Source organism: Rhizobium sp. 01L410 (assembly GCF_056400165.1).
The window spans coordinates 7,501-28,979 of the sequence record NZ_JBFTST010000014.1 but is presented as its reverse complement, the minus strand read 5'-3'; the positions used below and the strand labels follow the sequence as shown (position 1 = coordinate 28,979).

Annotated in this window: 24 protein-coding genes and 1 pseudogene; 13 read left to right on the top strand and 12 right to left on the bottom strand. The window is 60.9% G+C overall.

From position 1 onward, the window contains the following. Nucleotides 1-3: 3 nt before the first annotated feature. From doeB to AC1DV9_RS24775, 8 genes and pseudogenes are all read left to right on the top strand, one after another. Nucleotides 4-1,020 carry a N(2)-acetyl-L-2,4-diaminobutanoate deacetylase DoeB gene (gene doeB / locus AC1DV9_RS24810; protein WP_112390058.1) on the top strand — a complete coding sequence of 339 codons (1,017 nt, stop codon included), beginning with the start codon at nt 4-6 and terminating at the stop codon, nt 1,018-1,020. Nucleotides 1,021-1,082: 62 nt separating this feature from the next. Beyond that, nucleotides 1,083-1,934, top strand: a complete 852-nt coding sequence (gene ehuB / locus AC1DV9_RS24805; RefSeq protein WP_112390059.1) for an ectoine/hydroxyectoine ABC transporter substrate-binding protein EhuB — start codon at nt 1,083-1,085, stop codon at nt 1,932-1,934. A gap of 62 nt (nt 1,935-1,996) precedes the next feature. After that, nucleotides 1,997-2,662, top strand: a complete 666-nt coding sequence (gene ehuC, locus AC1DV9_RS24800) for an ectoine/hydroxyectoine ABC transporter permease subunit EhuC (protein ID WP_477950379.1) — start codon at nt 1,997-1,999, stop codon at nt 2,660-2,662. Nucleotides 2,663-2,674: 12 nt separating this feature from the next. Next, complete coding sequence (ehuD, locus tag AC1DV9_RS24795; RefSeq protein WP_112390061.1) at nt 2,675-3,367, top strand: ectoine/hydroxyectoine ABC transporter permease subunit EhuD; 693 nt, start codon at nt 2,675-2,677, stop codon at nt 3,365-3,367. Next, the gene (ehuA, locus tag AC1DV9_RS24790; RefSeq protein ID WP_112390062.1) at nt 3,364-4,143 is read left to right on the top strand and encodes an ectoine/hydroxyectoine ABC transporter ATP-binding protein EhuA; all 780 of its coding nucleotides are present in this window, start codon (nt 3,364-3,366) and stop codon (nt 4,141-4,143) included. The genes ehuD and ehuA overlap by 4 nt, the downstream gene beginning before the upstream one ends. A gap of 61 nt (nt 4,144-4,204) precedes the next feature. After that, a pseudogene (locus AC1DV9_RS24785) lies at nt 4,205-4,354 on the top strand (two-component sensor histidine kinase); the annotation flags it as partial. A gap of 100 nt (nt 4,355-4,454) precedes the next feature. Continuing rightward, the gene (locus tag AC1DV9_RS24780; protein WP_477950378.1) at nt 4,455-4,823 is read left to right on the top strand and encodes a protein-tyrosine phosphatase family protein; all 369 of its coding nucleotides are present in this window, start codon (nt 4,455-4,457) and stop codon (nt 4,821-4,823) included. Continuing rightward, nucleotides 4,796-5,023, top strand: coding sequence for a tyrosine-protein phosphatase (locus AC1DV9_RS24775; RefSeq protein WP_477950377.1), 228 nt, complete (start codon nt 4,796-4,798; stop codon nt 5,021-5,023). The genes AC1DV9_RS24780 and AC1DV9_RS24775 overlap by 28 nt, the downstream gene beginning before the upstream one ends. 72 nt (nt 5,024-5,095) lie before the next feature. Here AC1DV9_RS24775 and AC1DV9_RS24770 read toward each other — a convergent pair whose 3' ends face one another. Continuing rightward, nucleotides 5,096-6,466 carry a sensor histidine kinase gene (locus AC1DV9_RS24770; protein ID WP_112390064.1) on the bottom strand — a complete coding sequence of 457 codons (1,371 nt, stop codon included), beginning with the start codon at nt 6,464-6,466 and terminating at the stop codon, nt 5,096-5,098. Beyond that, on the bottom strand, nt 6,463-7,125 hold the full coding sequence (locus tag AC1DV9_RS24765; protein WP_112390065.1) for a response regulator: 663 nt from the start codon (nt 7,123-7,125) through the stop codon (nt 6,463-6,465). Before AC1DV9_RS24765 ends, AC1DV9_RS24770 begins: the two co-directional genes overlap by 4 nt. A gap of 142 nt (nt 7,126-7,267) precedes the next feature. Between AC1DV9_RS24765 and AC1DV9_RS24760 the strand changes: the two genes are divergently transcribed. The 3 genes from AC1DV9_RS24760 to AC1DV9_RS24750 all read left to right on the top strand — a co-directional run bounded on the left by AC1DV9_RS24760 (nt 7,268) and on the right by AC1DV9_RS24750 (nt 8,841). Further along, nucleotides 7,268-7,768, top strand: coding sequence for a hypothetical protein (locus tag AC1DV9_RS24760; protein WP_477950467.1), 501 nt, complete (start codon nt 7,268-7,270; stop codon nt 7,766-7,768). A gap of 131 nt (nt 7,769-7,899) precedes the next feature. Next, on the top strand, nt 7,900-8,232 hold the full coding sequence (locus tag AC1DV9_RS24755; RefSeq protein ID WP_112390067.1) for a DUF6665 family protein: 333 nt from the start codon (nt 7,900-7,902) through the stop codon (nt 8,230-8,232). A gap of 51 nt (nt 8,233-8,283) precedes the next feature. Then, complete coding sequence (locus AC1DV9_RS24750) at nt 8,284-8,841, top strand: DsbA family protein (protein ID WP_112390068.1); 558 nt, start codon at nt 8,284-8,286, stop codon at nt 8,839-8,841. Between the two features lie 186 nt (nt 8,842-9,027). Here the strand turns inward: AC1DV9_RS24750 and AC1DV9_RS24745 are convergent, their stop codons facing one another. From AC1DV9_RS24745 to AC1DV9_RS24735, 3 genes are all read right to left on the bottom strand, one after another. Continuing rightward, the gene (locus AC1DV9_RS24745; protein ID WP_112390093.1) at nt 9,028-10,029 is read right to left on the bottom strand and encodes an ABC transporter permease; all 1,002 of its coding nucleotides are present in this window, start codon (nt 10,027-10,029) and stop codon (nt 9,028-9,030) included. A 34-nt stretch (nt 10,030-10,063) separates the two neighbouring features. Next, entirely contained in the window at nt 10,064-11,602 is a 1,539-nt protein-coding gene (locus AC1DV9_RS24740) for a sugar ABC transporter ATP-binding protein (protein WP_112390069.1), read from the bottom strand. Between the two features lie 110 nt (nt 11,603-11,712). Further along, entirely contained in the window at nt 11,713-12,675 is a 963-nt protein-coding gene (locus tag AC1DV9_RS24735) for a sugar-binding protein (RefSeq protein WP_112390070.1), read from the bottom strand. A 464-nt stretch (nt 12,676-13,139) separates the two neighbouring features. Here AC1DV9_RS24735 and AC1DV9_RS24730 point away from each other — a divergent pair, with 464 nt between their 5' ends. Continuing rightward, nucleotides 13,140-14,189: a LacI family DNA-binding transcriptional regulator gene (locus AC1DV9_RS24730; RefSeq protein WP_477831559.1), complete on the top strand. Its 1,050-nt coding sequence runs from the start codon at nt 13,140-13,142 to the stop codon at nt 14,187-14,189. A 42-nt stretch (nt 14,190-14,231) separates the two neighbouring features. Here the strand turns inward: AC1DV9_RS24730 and AC1DV9_RS24725 are convergent, their stop codons facing one another. From AC1DV9_RS24725 to AC1DV9_RS24695, 7 genes are all read right to left on the bottom strand, one after another. Next, on the bottom strand, nt 14,232-14,558 hold the full coding sequence (locus AC1DV9_RS24725) for a cupin domain-containing protein (RefSeq protein ID WP_112390072.1): 327 nt from the start codon (nt 14,556-14,558) through the stop codon (nt 14,232-14,234). A gap of 8 nt (nt 14,559-14,566) precedes the next feature. Further along, nucleotides 14,567-15,322 carry a 2-dehydro-3-deoxy-D-gluconate 5-dehydrogenase KduD gene (gene kduD / locus AC1DV9_RS24720; RefSeq protein WP_112390073.1) on the bottom strand — a complete coding sequence of 252 codons (756 nt, stop codon included), beginning with the start codon at nt 15,320-15,322 and terminating at the stop codon, nt 14,567-14,569. Further along, the gene (kduI, locus tag AC1DV9_RS24715; protein ID WP_477950376.1) at nt 15,319-16,206 is read right to left on the bottom strand and encodes a 5-dehydro-4-deoxy-D-glucuronate isomerase; all 888 of its coding nucleotides are present in this window, start codon (nt 16,204-16,206) and stop codon (nt 15,319-15,321) included. Before kduI ends, kduD begins: the two co-directional genes overlap by 4 nt. Next, nucleotides 16,190-16,927: an ATP-binding cassette domain-containing protein gene (locus AC1DV9_RS24710; protein ID WP_112390075.1), complete on the bottom strand. Its 738-nt coding sequence runs from the start codon at nt 16,925-16,927 to the stop codon at nt 16,190-16,192. The genes kduI and AC1DV9_RS24710 overlap by 17 nt, the downstream gene beginning before the upstream one ends. Then, nucleotides 16,927-17,946: an ABC transporter permease gene (locus AC1DV9_RS24705; protein WP_310301216.1), complete on the bottom strand. Its 1,020-nt coding sequence runs from the start codon at nt 17,944-17,946 to the stop codon at nt 16,927-16,929. Before AC1DV9_RS24705 ends, AC1DV9_RS24710 begins: the two co-directional genes overlap by 1 nt. A 67-nt stretch (nt 17,947-18,013) precedes the next feature. Continuing rightward, a complete protein-coding gene (locus AC1DV9_RS24700; RefSeq protein WP_112390077.1) occupies nt 18,014-18,964 on the bottom strand; it encodes a sugar ABC transporter substrate-binding protein in 951 nt (316 codons plus the stop codon). Nucleotides 18,965-19,104: 140 nt separating this feature from the next. Next, nucleotides 19,105-20,553, bottom strand: a complete 1,449-nt coding sequence (locus tag AC1DV9_RS24695; RefSeq protein ID WP_477950466.1) for an aldehyde dehydrogenase family protein — start codon at nt 20,551-20,553, stop codon at nt 19,105-19,107. A 199-nt stretch (nt 20,554-20,752) separates the two neighbouring features. Between AC1DV9_RS24695 and AC1DV9_RS24690 the strand changes: the two genes are divergently transcribed. Then, nucleotides 20,753-21,454 carry a GntR family transcriptional regulator gene (locus tag AC1DV9_RS24690; RefSeq protein WP_162698762.1) on the top strand — a complete coding sequence of 234 codons (702 nt, stop codon included), beginning with the start codon at nt 20,753-20,755 and terminating at the stop codon, nt 21,452-21,454. The last annotated feature ends 25 nt before the right edge of the window (nt 21,455-21,479 follow it).

Below are 21,479 nucleotides of genomic sequence, written 5' to 3'. Positions count from 1 at the left end.
GCGATGCCGACCAGCGCTGCGCTCCGTCCCTCGCCGATTACGCCCTCCGTCGATTTCGACGCAAAGGGCGTGCAGCACGGACATCTGCGCCTGCCCTATAGCCGTGATGACAGCGCCTGGGGCTCGGTGATGATCCCGATCTGCGTCATCGCCAATGGCAAAGGCCCGACGGCACTTCTGACCGGCGCCAACCATGGCGACGAGTATGAAGGGCCGGCGGCACTCTTCGAACTGGCGCAGACCCTGGATCCTTCCGAAGTGAATGGTCGCATCATCATCGTTCCGGCGCTCAACTATCCAGCCTTTCGCGCCGGAACGCGGACGTCGCCCATCGATCGGGGAAACCTGAACCGCAGCTTTCCAGGCCGCCCAGATGGCACGGTGACCGAGAAGATCGCCGATTACGTCACGCGACATCTGCTCCCGCTCGCCGATATCGTTCTCGATTTCCACTCGGGCGGCAGGACATTGGACTTCCTGCCCTATACCGCCGCGCACGAACTCCCGGACAAGGATCAGGAGGCGCGCTGCTTTAATGCCGTCGCCGCCTTCGCTGCCCCCTTCTCCATGAGGATGCTGGAGATCGACGCTGTCGGCATGCTCGACACAACGGTCGAAGAGATGGGCAAGACCTTCGTTACCACCGAACTCGGCGGCGCCGGGACGGCCACGGCACGCTCGATCGGGATTGCGCGCCGGGGCAGCCTCAATCTTTTGCGGCATGCCGGGATCCTTTCGGGTGAACCGAATGTCACGCCCACTCGTTGGTTGGATATGCCATCGAGCGATTGCTTCACCTTTGCCGAGGATGAGGGACTGATCGCCTTCGCTGTAGATCTCGGTGATCCCGTGAGAAACGGCGAGGTCATTGCCCGCGTCTATCCGGCCGGCAAGACCGGCCTCGCACCGATCGAGTACCGCGCCGCCATGGATGGCGTGCTCGCGGCTCGCCACGTACCCGGCCTGATAAAGGCCGGCGACTGCCTTTCCGTGATCGCCACGGTCACGGGAGAGACATAACCAAGAGAAACCGACGCGAGATCCGAAAACGGACCGCAAACCCTAACCAGAGGAGAATTCGCATGCCTATCAAGACGATCGCCGGCCTTTCCGCCCTTGCCCTGATCCTGGGCGTAACATCTGCCAGCGCCCTGACGCTCGCAGAGGTCAAGGAGCAGGGCTATATCCGCGCTGCCACGGCCAACGAAGTGCCCTATTCCTACATGCAGCCCGACGGCACCTCTGCCGGTATCGGCCCGGATGTCGCCAGCGCCGTGCTGAAATCCATGGGGATTGCCGAGATCAACTGGACGGTGACGCCGTTCGGTACGCTGATCCCCGGCCTCAAGGCCAAGCGCTTCGATTTTGCCGCCGCCGAGCAGAATATCTCGCCGGAACGCTGCAAGCAGGTTGCCTTCACCGAGCCGAACTCCTCCTATGGCGAAGGCCTGCTCGTCAAGAAGGGCAATCCAAAGGGCTTGAAGACCTATGCCGATATCGCCAAAGACCCGTCGCTGACGGTTGCCGTCGTTTCGGGCGCCAACAATGTCGACTTCCTGCGCGCCGTCGGCGTCAAGGATGAGCAGATCGTCTTCATTCCGGCCAATGCCGACGCGATCCCGACCGTTCAAAGCCGCACCGACGCCTATGCAGCGACGGAATTGACTGTCGCGGCACTGGCAAAGGGCCAGGCACAGGTCGAGCAGGCCGCGCCGTTCGAGGATCCGATCGTCAAGGAGGCGCCGGTCCGCAATTATGGCGGCTTTGCCTTCCGCCCCGAGGACAAGGAACTGCGCGATGCCTTCAACGCCGCTCTTGTCGAGTTCCGCAAGACGGATGAGTACAAGGCGATCCTGACCAAGTACGGTGTATCCGAACAGAGCATCGCTGCGGCGGCGGGCAAGAAGGTCGAAGACCTCTGCGCCGGCAAGTAACGGCAAAAGGCGCTCGATCACCGCTGATCGGGCGCCACTCCTAAGGACCAGGAGACTTCCGCATGAACTGGACAGCCTACCTGCCGATGATCTGGCACGGTGCGATGATCACGATGACGATCACGCTGGCCTCGATCGCCGTCGGCGCGGTGCTTGCCTTCGTTTTCGGCATCCTGCGCGTCGAGGGCGGACCGGTGCTGAGGACCGTCGCGCTCTGCTACACCGAGCTTTTTCGCGGCACCTCGCTCTTCGTCCAGCTTTTCTGGTTCTATTACGCATTGCCGCTTGTCGGGCTGAGCTTCGATCCGATCACCACCGGAATTTCAGTGCTGGCGGCACATGCCGGCGGCTACGGTGCCGAGATCGTCCGCGGCGCGCTGACATCCGTGTCGGTGCAACAGCAGGAGGCCGCCCGCGCCCTGAATTTCAGCCGTTTCCAGACGCTGTTTCGCATCTCGCTGCCGCAGGCGATCGTCGAGATGATGCCGGCTTTCGGCAATCTGGCGATCGAGACGCTGAAGCTCTCCTCGCTCGTATCGCTGATCTCGATTGCCGATCTCACCTTCGCGGCACAATCGATCCGCAACATCACGCTGGATAGCGCCAGCATCTATTCGATCACGCTGGTCTGCTACTTCGCCATGTCATTGGTGTTGATGGTGGCGATCCGCGTGATCGAGCGTTTCGTGCGGCGCGGCCATGCCTTCCCGCCGATGCCCCGCCCGTGAGGATTTGATCACATGATGTACGGATATGAATGGGATACGACGACGTGGCTCACCTTTACGAGCTCGATCCTGCCCATCATCCTGATCGGCCTGACGGTCACGTTGAAGGCGGCGGCCGCCGGCTTTGCCATCGCGCTCGTGCTTGGTCTCGTCTTCGCGCTGCTGCGCCGCAGCCGCGTGGTGGCGATCTCCTGGACAACGGCCTTCATCGTCGAGTTCCTGCGCGACACGCCGCTGCTCGTGCAGCTGTTCTTTCTCTATTACGTGCTGCCCGATTTCGGCGTCGTACTACCCGCCTTTCTCACCGGCGCGCTGGCGCTCGGTCTGCAATATGCGGCCTATACCTCGGAGGTCTATCGAGGCGGGATCGAGGCTGTACCCCGCGGCCAGTGGGAAGCGGCAACGGCGCTCAATCTGACGCGCATGCAGGCCTATCGAGACATCATCATCCCGCAGGCCATCCCGCGCATTGTTCCTGCGATGGGCAACTATCTCGTTGCCATGATCAAGGAAACGCCGGTTCTGTCTGTTGTCACCGTTATGGAAATGATGGGCCTCGCCAACATGATCGGCGAGCGCACCTTCGAATATCTCGTCCCGCTGACCCTTGTCGGCCTGATCTTCCTTCTCCTGACGCTGATCTGCTCGGCCGGTCTCCACCGATTACAGAAAGCTCTTCCGAAAGCAGGAATCCCCTTGCGATGACCGAAAACAACAATCCGCCCATCATCGAATTTTCCAATGTCGCGAAGCGCTTCGGTCCCCTGACGGTCCTCGACGGCTTCAACTTCAGCGTCATGCAGGGCGAGAAGGTGACACTGATCGGCCCATCCGGTTCGGGCAAATCGACCGTGCTGCGCATCCTCATGACACTCGAGCCCTTTCAGGACGGCAAGCTGACGTTACAGGGCCTGTCCTATCACGAACCGCACGGCAAGGGTCCATTCAAGGCCTCAGAAAGCCATCTGCGCCAGATCCGGAACCATGTCGGCATGGTGTTCCAGAGCTTCAACCTGTTTCCCCACATGACCGTTCTGCGCAATGTCGTCGAGGCGCCCCTCCGGGTACTCGGCATCGCGCGGGCCGAGGCCGAGGCGCGTGCGCTCAAGCTGCTCGATATGGTGGGGCTGGCCGACAAGAAGGATTTCTATCCCTCCCAGCTCTCCGGCGGCCAGCAGCAGCGCGTGGCAATCGCCCGTGCGCTGGCGATGCGCCCACGGGTGCTTCTCTTCGATGAGCCGACCTCGGCGCTCGATCCCCAGCTGGTCGGCGAAGTGCTTTCGGTGATCCGCGGCCTGGCGCACGAGCATGACCTGACCATGCTGCTCGTCACCCACGAGATGCGCTTCGCCCGGGAAGTCTCGGACCGCGTCTGCTTCTTCGACAAGGGACGTATCTGCGAACAGGGCGCACCCGACGAGATATTCGGCACGCCACGCGAAGAGCGCACGCGGGAGTTTCTCTCGTCGGTTTTGGCGTAGATCCCGCTTCCGACGCTTGCTCCGCTTCAGGAAACGAATAACGGAAGCGGAGCACAGCGCTTCCAAGAGCCGCACCACGCCGGGCAACGGACTGGGTCTCAGCCTCGTAAGAGCCATCGCCGATCTGCATTCTGCCCATATAGACCTCGCAGATGACGCACCTGGATTGGCGGTCAACGTCTGCTTTGATGCCGCGGCATGGGCAGCCTGATTGCGCTGCGTTCTTCTGCAAATAGTCATGAAACCGACATTCAGGTGTCCGTCAGGAAATCACTCCATCTGCCTCGTAGCGAGCGATTTGCGAGGCAAAAATGAAGAACCGGACCAAACTCTCCATTGCATTCGGGATGGCTTTCTCGGTCGCGGGAGCTCTGGGCGGCTACGCGGTCTACCTCCAGGTCGTCGGCAACTTTCACACTGTCATCGAGGGGCAGCTCTACCGCTCTGCACAGCCGACGCCTTCGCAGCTTGATACCTATGTGAAGGAACACGGCATCAAGACCATTATCAATTTGCGTGGAGAGAAGCAGAACGCGGCCTGGTATCAGGCGGAAATCCAAACAGCCCAGGAACTCGGCGTCGAACATGTCGATTCGGAATGTCGGCTTCGAAAAAACTTGCGCCGACACGCGCCGACGAGATCGTGGCAATTATGGCTGCCGCGCCGAAACCGATCCTGATTCACTGCCAATCGGGATCCGATCGAACCGGATTGATCTCCGCGATCTATACGAGCCGGATCGCTGGCGAAGGCGAAAGCAAGGCCGAGGGCCAACTTTCATTTTATTACGGTCACGTCGCCATTCCGTTGATCTCGGCGGCCTGGCCAATGGACGTCAGCTGGGAAGATTTGGAAGAGCACTTCGAACAGAAGGGCTGATCAGGCCCCGATGGCTCCCGGGAGGGGCGCCAATGCATCCTAAAACGTCTGCGCGACATAGCCAGCGGTCGCCTAGGGCAGGGTAATCGACAGCGGGAATGCAACGGTTGCTGCCAGTCCTCCACCTTCTCTCTGCTTGAGATGAAGCTTGCCGCCGAAGAGCCCGACGAGCTCCTGTGCTATCGAGAGGCCGAAACCGTGTCCGGGCACAGTCTCATCCAGCCGCACGCCAGGTGAGACCGCCTCGGCCAGACGGCCAGCGTCGATGCCCGGCCCATCATCCTCGACAGTCAAGAGCAGCATTTTCCCTTCGCGCACGCCCTTCACAACGATGGATGTCGCCGCCCATTTGAAGGCATTGTCGATGATGGCACCCATCACCTCGTCGACGTCCTCTGGCGAGCAGTTGACGACAACGTCGTCGATGACGCCATTGGCGACCGCGAGTTTGCGATCGACGTAGATCGCCGACATGACCTGAAGCAGGTCATTCACCCTGGGCCGCACCTCGGTTTCAAAGCCCAAACCACCTCCGGCGGCAACGGCTCTGGCACTTCCGAGATGATGCCGAATCTTCCGGTCGATACGCTCGACAAGCTGACGCGCCTCTCGGCCTGGATCGTTCTTGTCATCAAGTGCGAGGTAAAGGCTGGCCACAGGTGTCTTCAGTCCGTGTGCCAGGTTCGCGAACTGCAGCCTTGTTTCCTGCAACCGCGCCCTGTTGTCGTCGAGCAATCGATTGATGTCGTTGACGACAGGATCAAGATCCTCGACTTCTGCAGGCGAAAGGTCTCGGCGGCGCCCTGCCGAAATCTCAGAGAGCTGCCCAGACAACGTGCGCAAGGGTGCAAGACCGTAGCGAACCTGCAGAACTATCCCCACGACCAGGCAACAGCCGAGAACCACCATGGCAGGGATCAGGTAGGACAGCGCGCGCAACGCGGGCGCGGTCAGGGCATGGCGCGGCGCGGCCGCCAGGACTTCAACCGAAACACCTCCAACGAACACCTGGCCGACGCGAAAATGCAGAGCCTGACCCCGGTCACTGGAGCCTTCGGCAGGCTGCGGATCCCCCGTCAGGATCCGGCGCCAATCGAACGGGCGCGGCGGGTCCGAGACGCTGCCATCGGCCAGAGATCTTGAAGCAATGCGGTGCTCGCCCACGCGCGCCTGCCAGTACCATCCCGAACCCAGGCGATCGAACGGCGGCCCGTCGAGATTACCTGCCAGAGCAAGACTTCCATCCGCGTTTACTGATAATGCGCTTTTGACCGCGTCGATCTGCATGTCGAGCCGCTGATCAACCTGCTCCCGGACCACGGCGGCAACGATGAACCACAAGACCAGCGAGGCGATGAGCAGTGCTGCGGCGGCGTAGAGGACGGAGAAGGCGATCAGGCGGCCTGCGATCGTGCGGCGCGAAGACAGCAACGGTACTCTCATCGAATATCCGTCAGCCTGTAGCCGCGCCCCCTCTCCGTTTCGATCCTGTCGCTGCCGATTTTGCGCCGGAGCCTGGCGATGATCACCTCGATGGAATTCGAATCCACGTCGGCATCGCCCTCGTAGACCCGTTCGATGAGTTCTCGCCTGTCGACGATCGCGTCCTTGCGAAGGATCAGGCAGGACAGGACCCGCCATTCGAATGCGGTCAGCTTCAGCGGAAGACCAGCCAGATCAAATGTACCGAGCTGCGCGTCGAATGTAAGATCGCCGCACGATATCTGCGACGAAGCATGGCCCGTCGAGCGCCGGACCAGCGCCCGAAGACGCAGGATGAGCTCCTCCACCCTGAAGGGTTTGGTCAGGTAATCGTCCGCCCCCGCTTTGAAAGCCGCCACCTTGTCGGGCCAGCCGTCGCGGGCCGTCAGCACGAGGACAGGAAGCGACCTGCCCGCACTTCGCCAGGATTTGAGAACCGCAACGCCGTCGATCTTCGGGAGGCCAAGGTCAAGAACGGCGACGTCGAAGATCTCCGTCAGGCCAGCGTGCTCGGCATCCTCTCCGTTCCTGGCGACATCCACCACGAAGTTTTCCGTCCGCAGGCTGGCGGCAATCCGCCTGGAAAGATCGTCGTCGTCTTCGACCAGCAATACGCGCATCGTGAACCCAGTTTCTCTGATGTCTTCGTGAGAACTAGGGCGCGTTTGCTTAACTGAAACTGAACCGCGACGTTCAGCCTGCGTCGATCCGGACACGCCTATCATCCTCCAGTCACAACGAACTGGAGACAGCATCATGTCCATGGAAAACGACGCTCCCGACACCTCGCCTGAGCGACCGGCCCGCAGGGGCGGCTCGCGCCGACCGGCAACGCATCTGGCGGCTTTCGGAATTGCGGCCTTTGCGGTTCTTGCAATCGGTGCGGCCGGCGGTGCCGCGGCAATGAAATTCACCCGGCCCGGCATCGAGCTTGCGCCCTTGACGCCCACCTCGATCTCCAGCCTTAAGGACGATTGGGGCATGGTGACGCTCAAAGGCAAGGTCACGGAGATCTACGGCAACAAGTTCATCGTTCAAGACGAAACCGGCAAGGCCTTGATCGAGACCGGTCCGGCCGGCGATGACGGCAAGCTCGTTGCTGTCGGCGAACCCATCAGTGTCCAGGGCCGCTTCGACGACGGGTTCCTGCATGCGAGCTACGTCGTTCATCAGGATGGCAAGACCGACGCCCTTCGCCCGCCGCCTGGACCTCCCCCGCATGGCGGGCCAATCGCCGACATGTTGCGCAAGATGAAGCCCTGACCGCTCGGCAAAACTGCATCAGGCGCGCCGTTGAAGCAATTCGCCGGCGCGCGTCCGTCACCCCCGAGAAGGGGTTCCGGACCTGGCCACAGATCGTGTAGGATCACGAACATGATGTTTTATCGAACCGGCTGACTATGCGCCCACCCCGCAGCTTGAATGCGTCGAACCTGGTCGAAACCGGTTTTGGCGCCCTTGAATATGAACTGGCGGCCGAGCGCGCAAGTTCACTTGGCCGGCAAGGCCGATCGGTCGAGCAGGCGCTTTCCGCCTTGAAGACGGCAGAAGAGGGCGGCGTGCAGCCGGTTGAGCGCGAGCGGTTGGTCGATGCGGCTGCGCAGGCGGTCTGGGCGCTTTTCGTGCAACGGGATATCTGCGGTTTGCGCAACACGCGCGAGGTTATCCAGCGCTACGGTATTCCGGACAACGTTCTCGCGCGCCTCGGCGCAACACCGCGGCGATGACATCGCAGCCGTCCACCCATCATCAGACTTCAAACCGAAGGACTTCAGGGCATGAGCATAACGAACTGGAAAGCCGACCCGCTGGAATGGGGCAGTGGCCCGCAGACCTTCGAGGTCTTCCTGGAGCCGACCTGCCCCTATTCCGTCAAGGCGTTCCGTAAACTGGACGGGCTTCTTTCGCATGCCGGACACGACCGGTTGACTGTCAAGATCCGGCTCCAGTCGCAACCCTGGCATATGTTTTCGGGCGTCATTGTCAGAGCTATCCTGGCTGCCTCGACACTTGAGGGCGGAAAGGAAAGCGCGAGAAAGGTGCTTGCAGCAGTGGGCGATCATCGCGAGGAGTTCGAATTCGCACATCATGCCGGCGGGCCCAACATGGACGCCACGCCGAACGGCATTATCAGGCGGATCGAAGACTATAGCGGCATCCGGGTTTCGGAAGCATTCGCCATCCCCGATCTCGACCGCGAGGTCAAATGGCACGCCAAATATGCCCGCCAGAACGGCATCCATGTCTCGCCGACTTTTATGGTCAACGGCCTGGTACAGCCAGATCTCGGCAGCGGGGACGAGATTGAGGTCTGGGCAAGGAAACTTGGAAGCTGAGCAGACTGTCCAGTTCCCGGGGCAGCGGGTAGCTGAAGCCTTACGCTTTACGCCTTACGCCTACCCGGCGGCCAGAAATCTGGTGCGCCGGTGAGGTCCCTGAGCGATACCGTACCTACCCTTTCGCCTAACGGCGCCGGTACAAAGCGTGTTCCAGCTCCGTACCAAGCAGCGCCAGAAAGGAACTCACGTCACAGGTGCCGATTGGCGCGTCTCCGCCTGGCGGGCGGCGGAAACGAGCCGTCTTTGCGCGCGGATCGCACTCCATTGCTGATCGATCAGCACCCCGATCAGAATGACGCCGCCCATGACCGCGAAATTCAGCGACGACGGTATTCCAAGCAGGTTGACGAGGTTCTGCAGCTCCTGGAGCAGAATAGTGCCAAGGATGACCCCGATCAGAGAGCCCTCGCCGCCCCGCAGGGAAAATCCGCCAAGCACCGCGGCAGCAATCGCATAGAGCTCATAGAACTGGCCGTGGCTCGCCGGCGATATCGAGCGGGTGTACATCGCGAAATAGATCGCCGAAAGCGCTGTCAGCACGCCGCAGATGACATAGGCGATCATCACCATCCTGCCGGTGTGGATGCCGGAATATCTGGCGGCTTCCTCGTTCTTGCCGATGGCGTAGAGATACCGGCCAAAGACCGAGCGGTGCAGGACCACCCACATGATAACAGCGATGACGACAAGGGCGATGAATGTGTTCGGAACGCCGTAGAACCGGCCGGCTGTCAGGAACTCAAGGGTCGGGAAGTTCTGGCCGAAGCCGAAACCCGCAGTGCCGTCTCCGGTATAGAAGCGGGCCGCACCACGATAGATCAGCAACCCGCACAGCGTCACGACGAAGGGCTGAAGGTTAAGCTTGGTGATCAGCCAGCCGTGGATGGCGCCAAGAACACCGCCCAGAACGAGGATAAGCGGCAGCGCAATCGTCCATGGCATGTTCTGCACGGCGACGAAATCGATAAACAGCACGCCAAGCAGCGCAACCAGCGATCCGACCGAGAGCTCGATGCCGCCCGTGATGATGACAAAGGCCTGCCCGATCGACAGGATTCCGAAAAGACCGATGAGGTTCGACGTGTTGGCAAGGTTGATCGGCAGCAGGAAGCGCGGGTTGATCAGCGTCACGACGATGCCGACAACGACGATCAACAGAAGCAGCCCCAGATCTTTCTTACTCATCATCGCGTTTCCCTATTGGCGATAGCCGCGGCCATCAGTGTATCGCTTTGCCGACAGCCAGCAGAAGGACATTTTCCTGCGTGAAGTCTTGTTTTTCGAGAATGCCCGAAATCTGGCCCTCATGCATGACAGCGATGCGATCGGACACGCCGATCACCTCCTCCATGTCGCTTGATATCATCAGGATCGCGACGCCGGCGTCGGCCAGCTTGCGCATCAGCATATAAATCTCGTTCTTGGCGCCGATGTCGATACCGCGGGTCGGCTCGTCGAAGATCATCACCTTGGGATTCATTGCCAGCCACTTTGCAAGGACAACCTTCTGCTGGTTGCCTCCAGACAATGTGCCCGTCCGGGTCGAGACCGATGGCGCCTTAATTCCGAGACGCTTGCGCTGGACTTCCGCGCCCGTTGTCTCCCGCCTCGAGGAGACCATGAAGTTTTGCGAGTACGCGGGAAGGTTAGGCAGCGATATGTTCTGCGCAATGGGCAGATCCAGAAGGATCCCGCTCAGCTTGCGATCCTCGGGAACCAGGAAGATGCCGGCCTCGACGGCTTTCGTGGCTGAGGTCAGCCTGATCTCGCGGCCATCCATTTCGGTGGTGCCGCCGTAGCTGCGGTCAATCCCGAAGAGAATGCGGGCAAGCTCGGTGCGGCCGGAGCCAACAAGGCCGGCAAGGCCTAGGATCTCGCCATAACGGATGTCGAGATTGACGGTTCTGGCAGGATAGGCGGCAGAACGAATGTCTGTAGTCTTCAGGGCGACCTTACCTGGCGCCCGTTGCGGTTCGGCGTCCCTCGCCGTGAGCGCGCGCCCGATCATCAGCTTGACCATCTGATCGTGGTTGATCTCGCCTTTGGCGAGTGTGCCGGCCAGCGTCCCATCCCTGAGAACGACCACCCGGTCTGCAACGCGCTCGACCTCGTGCAGGCGATGGGAAATGAAAATGACGCTGATTCCGTCAGCCTTCAGCGCCGATATCACGGAAAGCAGCTTCTCGGTTTCAGCCAGCGGCAGGCTGGAGGTTGGCTCGTCGAGGATCACCAGCCGTGCGTTGATCGACAGCGCCTTGGCGATCTCCACCATCTGCTGCTGGGCGAGTGAAAGAGAGGCGACGGGCGTATCGGCGGAAAAATTCGCTCCTACGCGCTTCAAAAGCGGCGCAACCATTGCTCTCAGACGCCGCCGGTCGACCAGCTTCAATGGCCCTCCCCGCAGCGGCTCCCGGCCGAGAAAGATATTGGCTGCAACGTCAAGATTATCGAAGAGGTTGAGCTCCTGATGAACGAAGGCGATGCCTGATCCGAGGCTGCTATCGACAGAAAGGGCAGACCTTTCCTCCGCGTCGATCAGGATCGTGCCGCGATCCGGCTTCACGACACCACCGAGAATTTTCATCAGCGTCGATTTGCCGGCACCGTTTTCGCCAACGAGACCGATCACTTCGCCGGGGCTCACATGCATCGAGAAACCGTCCAGGGCGACGACGCCCGGATAGGTTTTGCCGATCCCCAGCAAGCTCAAAAATGGCGGCGCTTCGCGTGACGGCGCGGTCTCAGTCAAATCGTTCATGTCGATCCACAGGCTGTGTGCTCTTCAGTACTGCCCGCTACCCTTTTCCGGCTGCGGGCAATGGGCACGCAGCGGCACCGGCTTGCGCCGGCGCCGCTGTCAGATCGTCATCAGTTACCGGCCATCGCCTTGAGGTTCGCGGCATAGGCGTCAACGTCGTCCTTGCCGATCACCTTTGTCGGGACGATGATGAGCTTGTTGTCGGGAACGCCCGACTTGTCACCGTTGACGTAGGCGGCCATCAGCTTCATGCCCTGATAGGCCCAGATGTAAGGTTGCTGCACGACCGTGCCGGCAATCGTTCCTTCCTTCACACCGCCGAGCGTGATCGGGTCATCATCGAAGCCGACAACGGTGATCTGGCCAAGCTTGCCCGCCTCGCGGAGTGCCTCGTAAATTCTCGGCGTGTTGTAGGAGTAGAAACCGACCATGCAGGTCACGTCGGGGCTCGCGACGAGGGCATCCTCGACGTTCTTCTTGGCACGGGTCTGATCGATATCGTCACCACGCACGTCGGTCAGCTCGATCTTCGTGCCGGCAAGGCCGTCCTTCATGCCCTGGATACGTTCCTTGGCGTTATCGGCACCCAGCAGACCGACGAAGCCGATGCACTTGCCGCCATCCGGCATCGCTTTCTTGGCGATTTCGGCGGCCTGCTTGCCGGCATCGATATTTGATGAGCCGATATAGGCAACGCGATTTGTATTCGGCGCGTCACTGTCCGTGGTAAAGAGGGCCGTCTGCGATCCGATCTTGTTCAGACCGTCTGTCGATGTCTTGGGATCGACGGCGGAGACCATGATCCCCTTGACCCCGGCGGTCACCAGATCTTCCATCAGGCGCTGCTGAATTGCGACGGAGGATTGCTCCGGATATTTCAGCTCCATGTTGAAGTCGGGAAGCTCGGCCTGCGCCTTCTTGACGCCCGCTTCGGCAGCCTTCCAGAAGTCAGAGGCGCCGTTGACGACGAAAGCGAGTGTCGGCTTGTCGGCGGCAAAGGCCGCTGTCGTCAAGACGGAGCTCAGCATGAGCCCGGCTGCAAAAGCTGCCGCACCACGTGTCAGGTATGTCATGATAATCCTCCCATTGGCCCACCTCCGAGCCTGGTTCCAACCCGCAGCAGTCCATCGCGCAACCCCCTCCAGGGCCTCTCGCATGTGAGAAAACGCTCCGTCCAACCACAGACGCGAAGGTATATGAGTAATGCCAGTTCGTAAATAGTATTATCATTAATTATTAGCAATGCGCGTTTCCAATCATGACTGATACAGTCGATTTTAGCCAAAATAAGCCTGATTTTATATTGCATCGCACAATCGGGCTAATTCTCTAAGCGCCAGTTGCCGAGTTGCGTTGCTTGATGCTAATAAAAATTAGCGTGTGGGCGAGCTGCATTTTCAAAGCTCGTGCCGATACATTGCGCAAACGGGATCGAGGCATCGCTATGAAGAGGACAGGCGCGGCAGATGGTCAGCTCCGATCCGCCGCGGACAAGGCGGCGAAACGCAGGGGCCGGCGCCAAGGTGCCAGGGTCACGATGACCGACATAGCCAAAGCGGCGGGATGTTCCCAGGCGACCGTCTCTCTCGTCCTCAACAACACGGCCGGGACGCGGCTGTCTCAGCAGACCCGCGACCGGGTGATCGAAGCGGCCCGTGAACTTGGCTACGTGGCGCCGACATTTTCCGTATCTTCGGGATCCGCATCCCTCTCCAAACTGGATGGCGTTATCGGCTTCGTCGTTGACCAGCTGGGAACCAGTCCGGAGGCCGTCGTTGCGATTGAAGGAGCGCGTCAGGCATCCTGGAACGCAGGCAATGTGCTTCTCGTCGCCCAGACGCTCGGCGATCCGGCCATGGAGCCGCGAGCGATCAAGGCTCTGACGGATAGCGGCATTTCAGCCCTTATCTACATGACGATCTTCACGCGGGAAGTGGAGATGCCGGCCTATTACTACGGCCTCGACATCCCTATCGTCCTGCTCAACTGCTATACGTCCGACTATGCTTTTCCCGCCGTCGTGCCGAGCGAAATCGCCGGTGGCCAGACAGCGACCAAGCATTTGATCGCGCATGGTCACCATCGCATCGCGACGATCACCGGGGAGCCCTGGATGCAAGCGGCCCAGGATCGCCTGACGGGCTATCGCCGCGCGCTCGCCACGGCCGACATTCCGTTCGATCCGGACCTTGTCATCGAGGGCGACTGGTCTGCGAGCGCCGGTTATTCCGGGACGATGCGGCTTCTGTCCCTTCCCGAGCCCCCGACAGCAATCTTCTGCCAGAACGATCGAACGGCGGTCGGTTGCTACGAGGCCCTCAAGGAGAAGCGTCTGCGCATTCCCGAGGACATATCCGTCATCGGCTATGACGACGAGGACATCTGCCGCCACCTCATACCGCCGCTGACCACATCGGTTCTCCCCCATATGGCTATGGGTGAATGGGCGATCGAGCATCTCGATACAGCGGTCCCGCCGCGCGAGCGGCGTCATGAGATCACGAAGCTCGAATGCTCCCTTGTCAAACGTTCGTCTGTATCTTCGCCCGGAGGCAGCAAGGCCGATCTCAAGGTGCAGACGGCCTGACACCGCGATCGGCGATTTCGCGCAACGACTGCTCGGCGATGGTCATAGAAAGTCCTCGCGGCACGGCGTGAATGTGTCGATCAGCAGGCCCTTGCTGCGTGCCACCACGCCATGGACCAGATTGGGCGCGACGATAAAGCTGCTTCCCTGTCCCAATCGGTTTGTCACGCCATCAATCGTGACGTCGAAGGTTCCTTCGGCGATGTAGCTTACCTGGGTATGCGGATGTGAATGCAAGGCGCCAACCGCGCCTTCATCGAAGCTGAAGGCAACCAGCATCAGTTCGGGACGAGTGCTGAGAACGGCGCGGCGGTTGCCGGGCGCGACCTCGGTCCAGGATACGTCATCAGGCGTCGTATAATACTTCATGGTTCCTCTCATCTGGCCAGCCATCCACCGTCCACCGGCAGGATTGTGCCATGCACGTAATCGGAAGCCGAAGCGGCGAGGAAAATCGCCGCCCCGACCATATCATCCGGCTTGGCCCAGCGGCCAGCCGGAATGCGTTTCAGAAGCTCGGCGCTCCGTTCGGGGTCGGCCCGCAGAGCTTCCGTGTTGTTCGTCTCCACATAGCCCGGCGCAATGGCGTTGACGTTGATACCCTTTGCGGCCCACTCGTTTGCCATCAGCCGCGTCAGACCCGCAAGGCCACTCTTGGCGGCCGTGTAGGATGAGACGCGGATGCCGCCCTGGAAGGACAGCAGAGACGCGATGTTGATGATCTTTGCCTTGCGGCTTGCGGCGATCGCAGAGCGGGCGAATGACTGGCAGAGGAAAAACACAGACTTCAGGTTCGTGTCCAGCACGTTGTCCCAATCGGCCTCCGAGAAGTCGAGAGCGTCTGCCCGGCGGATGATGCCGGCATTGTTGACGAGGATATCCGGTCTGGCGCCAAGCGCGACCGATTTTTCCATGACTTCAGCGGCCGCGCCCGCTGCCGACAGATCGGCATGGACTGTGAGGCAGTCGCGTCCCGCCGAGCGGACAACTCCCTCGGTCTCGGCCATGGATGATCGTCCAACCGCGACGATATCGGCGCCGGCCCTTGCCAGTCCCACGGCAATCGCCTGGCCAATGCCTGTGTTCGCGCCGGTTATGATGGCACAACGGCCGCTGAGATCGAAGGCCGTCACCGCAGCGCTTCCATCGGAACCTTGTCCATGTCGGTGAAGCTCATGTTGTCACCGGCCATCGCCCAGATGAAGGCATAGCGGCCGGTGCCGGCGCCGGAATGGATCGACCATCCAGGGGACAGGACCGCCTCGTGGTTCTTCAGGACGACGTGCCGCGTCTCATCGGGCTCTCCCATGAAGTGAAAGACCCGCGTCTGTTCGGCCATGCCGAAGTAGAGATAGACTTCCATCCGTCTGTCGTGCACGTGGGCCGGCATGGTGTTCCACACCGATCCCGGCTCGAACATCGTCAGCCCGACAAGAAGCTGGCAGCTCTCGCAGACGTCCGGATGTACATATTGATTGATCGTGCGCGCGTTGGATTCCTCGGCCGAGCCGACTGCCACCTTGCGTGCGAGATCCCGGGTAATGTGTGTGGTCGCGCAGGCACGATGGGCAGGCGCGCTCAGGAGGTAGAAGAGCGCGGGATGAGCCGCGTCCTCGCTCGTGAAGGACAACGGCCCCTCGCCCATCCCGACGTAAAGCGCTTCCTGAAACTCCAGCGGATATGGCGTGCCGCCAACGGTGACCGTCCCGCGCCCGCCTATATTGACGATGGCTGCCTCGCGGCGCTCGAGGAACGTGGCGGTCCCGGTTTCCGCGACCTGATCGATAACCAGCGAACCTGCGACCGGAGATATTCCGCCGACGATCATCCTGTCGAGGTGGCTGTAAGTGAGGCTGATGGCGCCTGGTTGGAAGAGATCATCGATGACGAAACCGTCCCGGAGCTCCTGCGTGTTGCGCCGCGCCGTATCCTGCGGGCCAACGACCTGACGTACTCTGGCATTTAGGGTCACGTTTCTGCCTTTCGGTTGCAATCGCCGCTCAATTGAGCACGACATATTCGGTGAGTTGCCCGACGGTTGTTTCCGACTTCGGGACATCGAAGACCTTCGTGCCATGGCTCATGATCACGAACCGGTCGCAGACCTGGAAGGCGTGATAGAGATTATGGGTGACGAGCACGCTGGAAACGTTCTCGGCCTTGAGCTTCAAGACCTGATTAAGGAGCGCTTCCGTTTCCCGCACTGAAAGTGCGGAGGTCGGCTCGTCGAGCAGCAGGACGCGCTTCTTGAAATGGACCGCGCGGGCAATGGCCACCGCCTGCTTCTGTCCACCGGAAAGATTACCGACGAGGGTGTCGGGTGAATCGATACCCGAAATATGAACGGCGTTCGTAAGAACCTCCATCGCGATGTCGCGCATCTCTGCTTGCCGCAGGAAGCCGAACCGATCGGTCAGTTCGCGGCCCATGAAGATGTTGCGGGTGATGGAGAGGGAATCGACCAGTGCCGTATGCTGGTAGATAGTCTCGATACCCGCCTCCGCAGAATCGGACCGGCATGTGAACAGCGTGCGCTTTCCGTCGACGCTGATATAGCCATCCGTCGGCTTGTGGATGCCGGAGATCAGATTGACGGCGGTCGATTTTCCGGCGCCGTTGTCGCCGAGCAGACCCACCACCTCCCCTTCGCCGATATGGAAGCTCAGGTTGCTCAAGGCCGTCAGCGCACCGAAGCTTTTCGAGATATTGTGGAGTTCAAGAAGATTTTCTTTCGACATCAGACGCCCGCCCGCCGCTCGATGAGTTGATTGAAGATCGCCGCCAGTACGATGAGCGTGGCGATGAACATGTCGAGATAGAAACCCGGGGCTCTCAGAAGCAGCAGCACGTCGGTCATCGTGTGGATCAGCAGGACGCCGAGGAAAATGCCGGCGATCGAGCCGCGCCCGCCCCGCAACGAGAGCCCGCCAATGACGCAGGCGGCAATCGCCTGCAGTTCGAGCCCGGCGCCCTGCCCCGGCTGCACGCTGCCAACACGGGCGGTGGCTAGGATGCCCGCCATCGCAGCCATGGCGCCGGCAATCGCGAACGCGATGAGCTTGACGCGGCTGGTGTTGATGCCGATGGCCTCGGCTGCTGCACGATTGCCGCCCGTTGCGAAGACATGGTTGCCGAAGCGGTGGCGGTGCGTCAGGAAATGAAAGCCGATAACGAACAGCACGATCCAGATGAACGCCGCATTGATCCCGAGAAACGTTCCCGAGAAGAGTGCGGAAAAGACCGCGTCAGGGTCGAAACGAACCTGCACGGCACCATTGTAGAGCAGTACCGCGCCGCGCCAGAACAGCAGGCCACCAAGGGTGACGATGAAAGACGGAAGGCCGAAGCGTAAGGTGATGTGGCCATTGAGGAGCCCGATCATCATGCCGGCGGCAATGCCGGCCGGGGCGGCGATGAAGGCGCTGACGCCGGCGCCGACCAATGTCGCCATCAGGATTGCGGTGAACGTGTAGACCGAACCGATCGAGAGGTCGAATTCCCCGGCGATCATCAGCACGCCGGCGCCGAGCGCCAGGCAGCCGAGAACGGGCACCGCCTTCATCAGGATGGTCAGGTTCTGTGGCGAGAGATAGCGAAAGTCATCCGGATAGAGCAGCGCTCCGAGAATGCAGGCGATCTGCAGTGCGACGAAAACGAGAAGGATCGCTCCCGCCGGCATCGCCATGATCTGCTTGAGAACGGATTGCTTTTGGGTCCGCGAGCGTGGCGCGGCACTGTCTGCGATAATAGGTGTCACGGTTTTTGACTCGATCTTTTGGTAAAGCTGGAGCCTGCCGGTCTGCCGGCAGGCTCGTCGGATCGGATTACCGGTAGGTTCCGATCAGAGGCTTGACGGATCCAATCCGCGACTTGTCGAGGAAGGCGCCCTGCCCGGTGTCGATGTCCGTCGGCGTCAGACCATATTTCTTCGCCAGAGCAATCTGGGCGATCGGGTGATAGCCCTGCAGATAGGGCTGCTGATCCATGGTGGCGAACATCGCGCCGCTTTCGACCGCATTGACGATCTCAACCGCAAGGTCGAACCCGCCAAAGGGTATCTTGACCCCTGCATCCTTGATGGCGCCTGCACCGACCGTGGAGGTCACCGAACCCGTGCCGAACAATGCCTTGACGTTCGGGTTGGCGATCAGGAACTGGGCGATGATATTCTGGGCTTCGGCCGGGTCGAGGCCGGCGCGAACCGTTTCGACCTTGATGCCTGCCTCGGTCATCGCCTTTTCGATGCCGCCCCCACGGGCCACCGCAAAGCTGGCTTCCGGGATTTCCCGCGGGTTGAAGACCACATCGCCCGACTTCAGACCAAACTCCTTGATCATGCGGTTGCCGAGTTCATAGCCGGACGCAAATTCATCCATGCCGACATAGGCCTGGCGGCAATTTCCCTTGGCGCCTTCGAGGTCATCGTTGTTGAAACCTATGACGATGATGCCTGCCTTGACCGCCGAGCAAATGCTGCTGTCGAATGCATCCGACGATGAAATCGCAACTGCGATCCCATCGACACCGCTTGCCGTCGCGCTCTCGATCAGATCGTTCTGGCGTACCGGGTCGTTGTTGGCATATTGGACGTCGAGATCGACACCGAACTGAGCCGCCGCGTCTTGTGCACCCTTCACCACCGGGTTAAAGAACTGGACGCTCGGATCGAGGTAGATGATCATCGTCGCCTTGACGTCGGCTGCAAGTGCAGTCGTCGAGCACAAGGCTACCCATGCCGCGGCAAGTGCCGCGGATTTCAGTCTGGTCAATTTCATTTGCGTATCCTCCCTTTGGATGTGCAATGCGGGTCGAAAGACCCAATTCCCGGCTGGCGAGCTCCGACCAAAGATCGCGCCAGCCGGGATTTCCCCCAAGTGTTGCAGCCCTCCTCCTGTGTCAGGCTTCGTTCACGTGCCTAGCTGAACCATGGCGCCGGGCGACCCAGCGTCACGTGAATTCCCTTGAATTGCGAATATTCGTCGAAGCCGTAGCGGCCAAGTTCGCGCCCCAGGCCGCTCTTCTTGTAGCCGCCGATCGGCATTTCCGGTGTTCCGTCGATGACGCTATTGATCCAGCAGCGTCCGGCGCGAATGCGGCGGATACTCTGCAGCGCGGTCTCCAGATTGGTGGACCACACGGAAGCCGAGAGCCCGTATTCGCTGGCATTGGCGATCGACACCGCCTCATCCGCTGTCTTGAACGTCAGCGTCGACAGCACAGGACCGAATATCTCCTCGCGAGCGATCGACATGTCGGGCGTGACGCCTGCAAAGACGGTCGGCGCGTAGTAGAGGCCCGCCCCCTCGCCCGCCCGCGTTCCGCCGAGCAGCAGTTCTGCACCCGCCTCGACGCCCGCTTCGACATAGGAGTGAACCTTCTGCGCATGAGCCTCGGAGATCATCGCCCCGATCTTGGTGCGCTCATTCAAGGGATCGCCAAACGTAACCTTGCGCGAGATGTCGAGGAGCCGCTCCATCAGCGCATCGCGGATACCCTCCTGCACAAGCAGGCGGCTGCCGGAAATGCAGCATTGGCCGGCATTGTGGTAGACACCATAGGCGATACCATCGGCAGCCGCTTCCAGATCGGCATCGGCAAAGACGATCTGCGGCCCCTTGCCGCCGAGCTCTAGACCGACCCGCTTGACGCTCCGCGCCGCGATTTCTCCGAGCTTCGTGCCAACGCGCACCGAGCCGGTGAATGCGACCATATCCGTACCGGGGTCTTCAGCGAGAACCTGGCCGGCCGGATCGCCGTAACCGGTGACGACATTGAAAACGCCGTCCGGGATGCCTGCCTCGCGTGCGAGTTCGGCCATGCGGATGGAGGTGCCCGATGTAAATTCCGAAGGCTTGAGCACCACGGTGCAGCCCGCGCCGATCGCCCAGGGAACGCGCTCCGAGGCAATGATGAAGGGGAAATTCCACGGCGTGATGATACCGACGACGCCGACCGGCTCCCGCAGCACCAGCCCAAGCCGATCGTCGCCGATGTTGTTGTGGGACTGCCCCTCGAGCGCACGAGCCTGCCCCGCTGCATAGGACCAGAGATCGGCGCAGAACCCGATTTCGCCACGCGCCTGAGCGATCGGCTTGCCGACCTCGAGGCTTTCGATCAGCGCCAGCTCCTCCTGCTTCTGCAGGATGAGATCGGCGACCTTGAACATGAGCCGCGAACGCTCGGCGCCCGACATGCGGGGCCACGGCCCGGTATCGAAGGCCCGCCGCGCCGCCGCGATCGCGGCCTTCACGTCATCGGCCGATGCATCCGGCCAGGTGCCCACCACCACGCCGGAATGGCCAGGGCTGACGCGGTCTATCGTCTTGCCGGAAGAGGCCTCGATCGACTTGCCATCGACAAGCATCTGATAGCGGGATTTAATGCGAAGACGCGGGTCGCTGGAGTCGGGCGCGATGAAGTTGGACAGATTGGATAGCACTGCTTTTCAAAGGCCGGACACGCGGCGCCGGCCCCTCCCTGTTTGCCCGGCTTCGAGATTGCCGGATTTATGTTGCGTTTGAATTGTATGGTACTGTATGGTGGTTTTAGATGGATGTCAACGCATGACGGCGGCCAAGAATATGAACGTGGAATCCCTGAAAGTCGAAACGGGTGAGACAGCCGCTGCCCAGGTCGAGCGCGACCTACGCGAATTGATTATCCAGCTGGAATTGGCGCCAGGCACGCGGCTGTCCGAACAGGATCTCGCCACCCGCATGGGCGTGTCGCGCCAGCCGGTGCGCGAGGCGCTCATCGCGCTCGGGAAATCAAAGCTTGTCGAGATCCGTCCGAACCGCGGCACCGTCGTCGTGCGCATCTCCGCGCGCCAGATGATGGAAGCGCGCTTTGTCCGCGAGGCACTCGAGACTGCCGTCGCCCGCAGGGCCAGCGAGAGCTTCGACACATGGACGCGGCGGCGTATCGACACGATTATCGCCAGGCAGACGTCGGCCATGCAAGCCGAGGATCACAACGCGTTTCGCCGGGAAGATGAACAGTTCCATATCGCGATCGCCGAAGGTGCCGGCTGCAGCCTTGCATGGAACGCGATTTCGGACATCAAGGCCCATATGGACCGTGTCTGCAATCTGCAGCTCCGCCATCCGGATTCGATGATGCGGCTGATTGCCGAACACCAGGCCATTATTGAAGCCATCGATACGCGTGACGCCGAGGCGGCGGCCTCAGCGATGAGAGCGCATCTGAACGGCATCCTGTCAGACCTGCCACAGATCGAAGCCGATCATCCTGACCTGTTCGAATGAGTCTCAGGTCTTGTTGATTTCAGCC